This window comes from Brevundimonas olei (assembly GCF_037055245.1).
Classification (GTDB): Bacteria; Pseudomonadota; Alphaproteobacteria; order Caulobacterales; family Caulobacteraceae; genus Brevundimonas; species Brevundimonas olei.
This window is the reverse complement of the sequence record NZ_CP146369.1, coordinates 3,361,555-3,370,974: the sequence shown is the minus strand read 5'-3', so window position 1 is coordinate 3,370,974 and position 9,420 is coordinate 3,361,555. Positions and strand designations below refer to the sequence as shown.

General features: G+C 68.4%; 11 protein-coding genes. All 11 read left to right on the top strand.

The features are described 5' to 3' along the window. Positions 1–124 precede the first annotated feature (124 nt). The 11 genes from gpJ (at position 125) to V8J38_RS16295 (ending at position 9,301) form a co-directional block, all read left to right on the top strand. A complete protein-coding gene (gene gpJ / locus V8J38_RS16345) occupies positions 125–5,200 on the top strand; it encodes a TipJ family phage tail tip protein (protein WP_338577210.1) in 5,076 nt (1,691 codons plus the stop codon). Further along, complete coding sequence (locus tag V8J38_RS16340) at positions 5,200–5,454, top strand: hypothetical protein (RefSeq protein ID WP_338577209.1); 255 nt, start codon at positions 5,200–5,202, stop codon at positions 5,452–5,454. The genes gpJ and V8J38_RS16340 overlap by 1 nt, the downstream gene beginning before the upstream one ends. Positions 5,455–5,456: 2 nt before the next feature. Continuing rightward, positions 5,457–6,140 (top strand): hypothetical protein, encoded by a 684-nt coding sequence (locus V8J38_RS16335; protein ID WP_338577208.1) that lies wholly within the window; start codon positions 5,457–5,459, stop codon positions 6,138–6,140. A 62-nt stretch (positions 6,141–6,202) separates the two neighbouring features. After that, the gene (locus tag V8J38_RS16330; RefSeq protein WP_338577207.1) at positions 6,203–6,706 is read left to right on the top strand and encodes a hypothetical protein; all 504 of its coding nucleotides are present in this window, start codon (positions 6,203–6,205) and stop codon (positions 6,704–6,706) included. Next, positions 6,688–7,107 (top strand): hypothetical protein, encoded by a 420-nt coding sequence (locus V8J38_RS16325; protein WP_338577206.1) that lies wholly within the window; start codon positions 6,688–6,690, stop codon positions 7,105–7,107. The genes V8J38_RS16330 and V8J38_RS16325 overlap by 19 nt, the downstream gene beginning before the upstream one ends. A gap of 2 nt (positions 7,108–7,109) precedes the next feature. Next, entirely contained in the window at positions 7,110–7,457 is a 348-nt protein-coding gene (locus tag V8J38_RS16320; protein ID WP_338577205.1) for a hypothetical protein, read from the top strand. 59 nt (positions 7,458–7,516) lie between these two features. After that, entirely contained in the window at positions 7,517–7,885 is a 369-nt protein-coding gene (locus tag V8J38_RS16315; protein WP_295042145.1) for a hypothetical protein, read from the top strand. Beyond that, the gene (locus V8J38_RS16310; protein ID WP_312219609.1) at positions 7,882–8,172 is read left to right on the top strand and encodes a hypothetical protein; all 291 of its coding nucleotides are present in this window, start codon (positions 7,882–7,884) and stop codon (positions 8,170–8,172) included. The genes V8J38_RS16315 and V8J38_RS16310 overlap by 4 nt, the downstream gene beginning before the upstream one ends. Before the next feature lie 49 nt (positions 8,173–8,221). Further along, positions 8,222–8,743, top strand: a complete 522-nt coding sequence (locus tag V8J38_RS16305; RefSeq protein WP_338577204.1) for a hypothetical protein — start codon at positions 8,222–8,224, stop codon at positions 8,741–8,743. Then, on the top strand, positions 8,740–9,111 hold the full coding sequence (locus V8J38_RS16300) for a hypothetical protein (protein WP_338577203.1): 372 nt from the start codon (positions 8,740–8,742) through the stop codon (positions 9,109–9,111). The genes V8J38_RS16305 and V8J38_RS16300 overlap by 4 nt, the downstream gene beginning before the upstream one ends. Continuing rightward, on the top strand, positions 9,071–9,301 hold the full coding sequence (locus V8J38_RS16295) for a hypothetical protein (RefSeq protein WP_128718969.1): 231 nt from the start codon (positions 9,071–9,073) through the stop codon (positions 9,299–9,301). The genes V8J38_RS16300 and V8J38_RS16295 overlap by 41 nt, the downstream gene beginning before the upstream one ends. The last annotated feature ends 119 nt before the right edge of the window (positions 9,302–9,420 follow it).

The following is a 9,420-nucleotide window of genomic DNA, read 5'->3' as shown; positions in this document are numbered from 1 at the left end:
GGCCGTCGACCCGACGCAGGGCTTCTTAGACGCCTGCGGTCAGAAGGCTCCGCCTGCTCGACCCGACGCAGGCGGGCGCACGCCGTGCGCTTCATCACCGACAACTTGAGAGAAGGAGGCGCCCGTGGCTGACGGCTCGCTGCCCATCGTCGTGACGCCTGAGGCCTTTGGCCGGGACGCCTTCGACCTGACGGTGGTCGAGGGCCTGACCGTGCGCGCCATGCTGGTCGAAGCGGTCAGGTCAGGCCTGCCGATCGAGGCGCTGAACCGCACGGAAATCTATGTCGACGGCGCTCGTCTGGATCGCGAGACGGCACTGGATCACGTCCTGGCGGCCGATCAGGTGGTCAACGTCGTGGTCGAGCCCATGGGCGGGGGCGGCGGGCGCAAGGACATCGGCCAGATCCTTTTGACGGTGGCGGTGATCGCGGTCTCGGCGTGGGTCGGCGGCGGCGCAGGCGGCATGATCACCAGCAAGCTGTTGGCGCGCGCAGCAGCGGCGGCGATCACCCTCGGCGGGCAGGCGCTGATCGCGAACCTGTATGCCCCCGACAACAAGACCACGAAGGCCAACGACCGCTACGCCCTGCAGAGCGCGTCGAACCAGTATCGCCAGTGGGGACCGATGCCGCTTGCTCTTGGCGAGGTGGTGGTCGCCCCGGATCTGGCGGCGAAGACCTTCACCCAGAGCCAGGGCGACGACGTCTGGATGTACGGCATCCTGGGCGTTCACTACGGCCCGTGCGAAGTTTCCGAAGTCAAGATCGGCGACACGCTGGTCAGCACCATGGGCGCGGGCGATTTCCGTATGGTGCAGCATCTGGAGCCGGGGCCGCGCACCTTCCAGCTGTATCCGAACGACGTCGATCAGCTGGATCTGAACGAGGAACTGAAGGCCACGCCGTCGAGCGCGACGCCGCTGATCCGCGCCGCGTCGTCGGACGGCAGCCGCTTCGACATCGATCTGTTCCTGCCTGCCGGGCTGTGCTTCCAGAAGGATGACGGGCGGCTGCTGACCGCCCATGCCTCGGTCGCGGTCCGGTATCGTTCCATCGACCAGACGGGCGCCGCCACCGGACCGTGGCAGGCGGGGCCGATCTGGGCGCGGACCAGCGCGACCAAGGACCCGATCCGCGTCACGCACTCGGTCCACCTGCCGCACGGCCGATATGAGTTCGAACTGACGCGCAACCGACCCGACGATGACAACGACAAGCGCCGCGACACCGTGATGGTGAGCGCGATCAAGGCCGTGGCGTTCCGCAAGCCCATCGCGGACGAGACCCTGTCGATCATTGAGTTCGCCGTCAGGGCGACGGCGATCAACCAAGGCGGGCTGGCCCCGATCACCTGCCGCATCAAGCCGAAGTGCTCGACCTGGACGGGCGGCGCATGGGGTCCGCCGGTGGCGACGTCGAACCCGGCCGCACTGGCGCGCTGGCTGTTGACCGGACCGGCCCCGGCCAAGCCTCTGCTGCCCGCACAGGCCGACGCGCGGCTGCGCGTGTGGCATCAGCTGAGCGAGCAGTATGACTGGACATGCCACCTCTATCTGACCGAGGCGCGGACTCAGTCGGAGGCGCTGGCCATTCTGGAGCGGGCCGGGCGCGCAGGGGTGTTCTGGGACGGGACGCAACTGGCGGCATCGCCGTGGATCGAGAAGCCCATTCCCGCCCAAGTCTTCACGGACCGCAATCTGAAGGATCACCGCTGGGAAATCGTCTATTCGGACCCGGTCCACGCCCTGCGCGTCGAGTTCCAGAACATCGAGAAGGGCGGCGAGCCGGACGAACTGTTCGTCTACAACGACGGCTACGGCGAGACGGCCGACCCGGCGAACGGGATGAAGGCGGCCAGCTTGATCGAGGCGCTGACGCTGGATGGTCAGGCGACGCCGAACCGCGCCTATCGCGACGGTCGATGGAAGCTGGGTCAGCGTCGTCATCAGCGTCGGATCGATACCTGGACGGCGGACGTCGAGTATCTGATCTCGCAATACGGCTCTCGCGTTCGGCTCGCGTGGAATCGCGTGGGCGGAGGGTCGGCGCAGGTGCGCTGCCGTCGCTGGAGCGAAGACGGGTCGACCGTGGTAGGCCTTCGCCTTTCCGCGCCGGTGGAGATGTTCGCCGGCGTCAGCTACGCCGTCGACCTGAGGACCAAGGGCGGGCTGTATGACGGCGTGCCGATCCAGACTCAGCCCGGCGTCACCCGCGAAATCCTGTTCGCCTCCGCTCGCCACCCGAACCTCTGTCCCACCGCTGGCGACCTGATCGCTTTCGGCGAGGTCGAGAAGGTCAGCGAGGACGTCGAGATCATCGCCATAGAGCCGGGCGAGAACCTGACGGCCGTGCTGACCGGCGTGCGCTATGTCGCGCCGCTGTTGATGGCCGGGGAAACGGGGCCGATCCCGCCGCTGTCGTCCAAGCTGTCCGGCGACCGACAGGCCAACCCGCCGCGCCCGACGCTGTTGGGCGTAACGGCCGATGCGCACGCCGTGCGCGTCAGCTTCGACATGCCGACCTGGCGAGGCGCGCCGCTGAGCGGATTCTCGGTCCGCTGGCGCGCCAAGGGCGAGGAGGGCGAGGCCGGAAGCTGGGCGCCGTTGCCCGCACTGGATGCGGCCGCGCGCGAACTGATCGCCCCGCCCCTGCGCGAAGCGCCGGTGGAGGGCGTAGAGGCCACGCGCGTCGAGATCGAGATCACTGCCGCTACGGTGGACGGCCGCGTGTCGCCGCCGCTGCAGGTGACTGTGGTCAAGCCGGTTCCGGGCGCGCCGCTCGCGTCGGTCTGGTCGGTGGACGCCAAGGGGCCGGACGCGAACGGCGTGTCGCAGCCGATCCTGATCGTGCGCGGCGAGATCACAGACCCCAATGTGGCGGCCGTGCGGATCGCCTGGGGCCTGACCGTCGATGGCCCATGGACCGAGGTCTATGAAGGCGCGCCGCTGACCAAGGCGCTGGAGATCGGCAATCTGACGCCGGGCGTCGAGCATTTCGTGGCGATCACTCACCTGTCGGCCCAGGGCGTGCCGAGCCAGTTCCTGGTGATCGGGCCGCGCGTGCCGGGGCAGTTGATCTCGGGGGACACTACCCACCTGAACGGCGAGCCGGTTCAGACCATCCTCGACAAGCTGACGAGCACGGCCGATCTGACCGCTGCGAACGCGGCGGCGGTAGCCGACATGGGCGACCGGGTCGACGGCGTGATCGCCGAGGCCGAGGACATCCTCGCGGGCGCCGAGGGTGCGGCGGCTCTGGCGGTGCTGAAGGCGGGCGAGGCCGGGGACGCGGCCGAGGCGTCGAACACGGCGGCCGGGATCGCAACGACCAAGGCCGACGAGGCGGGAGCCAGCGCCACGGCGGCGAACGCTGAGAAGCTGGCGGCCGAGGCGGCGCGCGACACGGCCGACCAGAAGGCGCAGGCGTCCGTGCTGGCGGCGGCGCAGGCCGAGGCGTTCGCGGGCGATGCGGGTGATTGGGCAGCGGCGTCGGAAGGCGCGGCGGTGCAGGCGGCGGCGAGCGCGGGCGAGGGCCTGTCCTATCGCAATCAGGCGGTGGATGCGCGCGATGGCGCGGTCGCGGCCAGCCAAAGCGCGGGCGTCAGCGCCAGCACGGCACAGGTCAGCAAGGCGGCCACCTTCCCGTCTCGCCTCGATACTGACGGTTCGAACTTCACCACCAACGCGAACGGCGCCGCTACCGTTGGCGGCCTTCCGGCCAGCCGCGTCGAAACTGTCGCGGGGTTTGGTCTTGTCGGCACCGCCTCCGACGGGGCTACCATCTACCAGCGCGCGCCTATGGCTTTCCGCGCCGGGCGCATCTACCGGGCTCGGGTCCGCGTCGAGGTTGTGGCTCCCACGGCCCAGAACGTCCGCATCTTTCTCAGGGGAACTGACGGCGACTACGCCACCACGGCCTCGCCAGTGTCGGCCTTTGTTTCGGCCGCGCCTGGGGTCGTAACCGAGCTGACGCTGCTTTACGGCAACCCTGCACCGTCCGGTGGCGTCCTCATGGGCGGGAACACCTCATGGGTTCGGGCGGGGGCTCAGTCGCAAGGCGCCATTTCTGGCGGCTATCTGCGCGTTTACGAAATCCATCATGAGGACGTGACCGAGAGCGCCAGCGCGGCCAGCTCGGCGGCGACGGCGATCACCCAAACCGCCCTCGCCTCCAATGCGGCGTCCGAGGCGGCCATCAACGCCAACATCGCCGCATCGGTAGGCGGCGGTGGCGTGCTGAAAGACCCCACCTTCAACAACTGGCCTGCCGCTGATCCGCGCCCCGTGGGCGTCGCCGCCCCGGTCGGCAACCTCGCGCTGTCCCGCCAGACGGTCAATGTGATCTACGGCGACAAGGCGCTGAGGATGAATGACACGGGCGGAGGCAACGCCTATTTCGCCCTGGCCGCGACCGCTCACGCCCCTGCCTCGGATAGCCTGTATTGGGTGGTCGAGTATGTGGTGGACGTGAACAGCGGCGACCTGCGCCGCTTTGGCGTCCAGTTCCGCGCAAACCGGTCGACGGGCTATTACGGCGCGACGGTCGACCTGGCTGCGAACCACCCCACGACCGTCGTGGGCGCCACCTATCGCGGCTCGCAGCTGTTCCAGGTCACCCCGACGGGCAGCCCTTCGGGGCCGACCACCACCTGCCAGTCGTGGTTCTACACGAACCTGTCGTCTTTCAGCGGCGGGGCGTACAGCGCCAAGAACCTGACCCTGCAGAAGCTGCAGTTCAGGCCCGCGACGCCCGAAGAGATCGCAGCGGGCACCGTCCTGCCTGCCGTCGAAGGGCAGCTGGCCATCGTGGCCGCCGCCGCTGCCGACGCGACCGACCGCCTTGGTTCGGCCCGCTTCAGCGTCACGGGCGGCGCAGGCGGCGATCCGTTCGACATTTCGCTGAAGGCTGGCCCCGCCGGGTCCGACGCCTCGCTGACGGCGACGAAGGTGCGGCTGCGCAACATCGTCAACGGCCAGGCCATCGACGCGCTGGTGATCGAGAACGGCAAGGCGAAGTTTACGGGCGACGTCGCCATCGTCGGGGGTACGTTGAACATTAACAACCGATTCCTGGTCGGTGCCGACGGCGCCATGACCGTGCGCAGTTCAACCGGCTCCAGCCGGATGGAAATCACGAACAACGCGATCAAGATCTACAACAACGGGGTGAAGCGCGTTCAGATCGGGGACCTGACGGCCTGATGGCTTACGGTCTCGCACTCTGGAGCCAAGCGGCCAAATCGACCCTAGATTCGTCGGACGACACCGTCCGCCTCGGCGGCCTGACGCTGATGCCAGCGGGATATGGGACCTACGCCTTTCAGGTCTCCGCCGGGAAGCAGCCGCTGTTCCTGCCCGTCGTCGGGTCGTTCACCGGCTTCACCTGGGGCTATTCGAACGGCGTGTTCGACTTCTGGCTGCAGCAGTCCTGCTACGTCTTCTTCGGGGAGTTCTGAGCATGGCGTTCGGCGCGCTGTTCGTGAACGACAGCAACCGCATCCAGATCGATGAGACCTCGCCCGTTCTGTCGTTGATGGACCGGGGCACGGCGACGGCGAGCGACCCGGTGATGGGGTCCAGCACCACCCGCGCCTATACCCTGACGGTCAGCGGCCGAACCGCGCCGCTGCTGGCCATCGGCGTGGACAAGCCGACGCAGGGGGAAAAGGGCTGTCACGTCGTTGAGGCGGTGCGGAACGGCGGATCGTGGACCTATACCGTCATCATCTGGCATCAGTACGGGACCGACTTCGCTTTCCGCTGGTATCTGTTCGACCTGCCTTTCGGGACACCGTTGACGGGGTTCGGCAAGGTGATCTGGGATGATCAGGCCCGCATCATCGCCAACTCCAACTATGCGCCCATGCGCAGCGTGACGGCGATGGCGGCGGGGCGGGTCTACGCCGTCGTCTACTATGCGCCGTTCCTCTACGAGGAGAGTTGGTATTGGGATACGACGAACCAGGTGGATCGCGTCACCTGGTCGCTCTACGCCAATGCGGTCGCCACCTATCCCGGCGCCACGCCAATGTCGGGCTTCATTGCGGGCGGGGAAGGCTTCAGCGGTCCGACGATCCCGTGGCCGCACACCCAGACGTCCGGTCCGTTGTCGCCGCTGTTCGTTGACGTCACCGACCTATGATCCTGATCGGGAGCCGGGCCGCCGCCTTAAGCGGCTGTCTACCGTCCTGGCGCGGCGGCGAGATGGACGACTGGGACTTCTACGGCGACGCCGAGGACGTCCAGCGGATGCGGGCTTATCTGGCCGAGCGCTGCGGCGCCTATGAGGAGGCGACAGACCGGCTGGGCGGCGTCCACTTCCTCGACGGCAAGGGGCTGCGCATCAGCTTTCTGGCCTGGGGCGCGGTGGCGGACGCCCTGACGGTCGCGCCGGACGGCTTCGCGGCCGAGACGCTGGGGCAGACGGTGACGGCCATCGGGCCTTACGCGCAACTGGCGCTGAAGCTGGGCTATCTGCGCTGCGCAGGCTTTCATGCCGACAAGAACGAGCGCGACGTCTCGCACTGGCTGAACACCCTGTCGCCCGAGGGCTGGGCCCCGGCGCATGACGCCGTGTTCCGGCGCATGTGGACCCGCGCCGAAGAGATTTTCCGCACCCCGCCGTCCGACATCGAGGCTTCGGCCGAGATGTCGCGGCTGAACCGCTTCCTCAACATCGGAGAAACGTCTTGTCGTCTGTCGTCCTGACCAAAGACAACGGAATGGTGTGCAGCCTGCCTGCCGCCAGCGTCGTCGCCATCCTTTCCACCGCCCTGGACAGCACCAGCGAGGCCCGGCCGCATCTGCGATCCGTGCTGATCAGCAGCTTTCGCGGCGACACCCGGCCGGGGCTGGGCCACACGGCGGCCGAGGCGGCCGACGAGGTCGAAAAGGCCTGGCCGGGCGAGTTTGCACCCGCCTGGGTCGAACTGAGCAGCGGCGAGGACGTGACCCGCATCATGCCGGGCCTGATCCGGGGCTTCGAGCAGCTGAACGAAGCCCTGATGCGCGTCGACTTCGAACGGCCGGACGGCGAGATCGCCTCGGGCCTGATCGACAACACCCCCGAAAACCTGGCGCGCGTGAGCGCCGATCTGAAAGGCTGCTGACCATGTCGACCGAACTGACCCCTGAAGAGGCGGACGCGCTGCGCGAGCAACTGGCCGCCTATGACGCCGCCCAGCATGAGGCCGCCAAGGCCGCGAACAGGGCGGCGATGGAGCCGCTGACCTCTATCGGTCTGGGCACGGGCGGCCCGCTGACCTGTTCGCTGGAGCAGGCGGTCGAGGCGATCCGGGCGGTCGCGCCCAGCATGGCGGCTGTCGATCCCGGCTTTCCCGCCTATGCCTTCACCGTCCTGCCGGTGGTCGAGCGGCTGGATCACAAGCTGCGCGCGCTGGTGACGCAGAACGCTCCGGCGCCCGAAGAACCCGAGGCTCCGGCCGAGCCGGAAGCCTGACGAACCCGGTTCGCCGCTGGCGAGCCGTTTCCTGACAATCTGAAACGGGAGGGCTGCGCATGCTGCCTGATCTACCCCCTGGCTTCGACCTGGGGCGGTTGCGCTATGCGGTCGGCGGCGCGGCCGGGTCGCTGGTCTACGGCGTCTACACCTTCGTCCAGCTGGTGAAGGCGGGGCATCGGCCGACGCTGAGCGACTTCTGGCGCGCTCTGGTGAACGTCACGGCCGGGCTTCTGGTCGGGACCGTCGGCGCCTATGCCCTCGGCCCCGCGATGGTCGCCATGATCCCGTTCGAGGGGTTGAGGGCGGCCGTCGATCCGGTCGCCGTCGGCTTCGTCGTCGGCGGCCTCGGCTGGGAGCTTCTGCCGCTCGTCATCGAGGGGGCCAAGCGCTGGGCCTCTCGTCTGGGCAAGGAGAAGACGGGATGACCTGGGTCGACTGGATCGCCGCGCTGGCCAGCGGCTATGGCAGCGCCTGCCTGCAGCTGCGGGCGCAGGCGCTGAAGCCCCGCATGGGCGACTATCCCGAGGGACCGGGCGATGTGCGACGGGCGCTGTTCATCCTGTCGCTGATCCTGGGCGCCTATTCCCTGACCGTTCTGGTCGGGGACTATGGCGCGTCCCGCACCGAGGCGCTGCTGGTCTGCGCCGTGGCCTACACCGCCCATGTCCTGTGGCGGAACGTGAGACGGCAGAGCGTCAGCCGCGCCGCCTGAAGTCGCGCACGCCGTGCGCATCCCCTGACAATCTGAACTGGAGAACCCAATGGGATTCCGCTTTTCCAAGCGGTCGATGGACCGTGCGCGCGAGGTCGATCCGCTGTTGATGGCGGTCGCGGTCATCGCCCTGAACCGATGCGCCGTCGACTTCGGCATCACCGAAGAGCAATCGCGGTCGTTGAACGAACAGGCCGAGAAGGTGCGGCGCGGCGTGTCGCGGACCATGGACTCGGCGCACGTCATCAAGGCGGGCGCGGCGTTCTCGACCGGGCTGGACGTCGTGCCCTACGTCGACGGCGTCTTCACCTGGGGCGACGACCACTGGCGCGTGAAGACGAAGGCGGGCGCCGTCATCGAGCCCTTCTATGAGATCGCCTCGGCCATGCGGGAGGCCGCCAATCTGGTCGGCGTCCGTCTGGTCTGGGGCGGGGCTTGGGACCGGGTGCTGAACGACCTCCCGGCCGGGCCTGCGGCGATGAAGGCCGCCGTCGAAGGCTACAAGGCGCGGCGCAAGGCTATGGGCAAGAGCGCCCTGCTGGACGGGCCGCATTTCGAGATCGCGCGATGAGGGACTTCCTCCGCGCCATCGGCCCGGCGTCATGGGCCGTCATCGCCCTCTGCGTCCTGCTGCTGTTCGTCATGGGCTGGTGCGCCGCCACGGCGCCCAGCCGGGAACGGGCCAAGCAGGACCGCGCCGTCGAGGCGGCCAACGCCAAGGCGCGCACCACGGGCGCCGCTTCGCACGATCGCGCAGCCGATGACCGCCTGACCGACCTGAAGATCAACAACCGACTGGAAAAGGAACGGACCGATGCGGTCTCTTCGATCCCTGACGCTCGCCCCACTGCTGGCCGCGTCGCTCTTGCTTGTCACCGGCTGCGCGAGCAGGGAACGCGTGACGCCGATCTACCCGCCGAGTGCCGACCTGGCCGTTGAGGCCAAGCCGGTTATGCCGCCCGAAGCGGTGCGCAGCGAAGCGGCGGGGATCGCCCATGACATCGCCATCGAAGGCTGGGGCGAGCGCGGCTGGGATGCGGTCGGGCGGCTGTGCCGCTGGGCGGCCGACAACGGCATGAAGGGGCTGAGTTGCCCGCCGCCGCCTGAACTGCCGCCCAGGCCTGGCTGACGGGCATAAGAAAACCCGTCTGCCACATTGGGACTCAGACGGGCCTAATGAGCCGAGGCTCGTATCCTAGATGGGGATGCGAACCCGGATTGCAAGGCGTCGAGCTTCGGGCTCCGCCA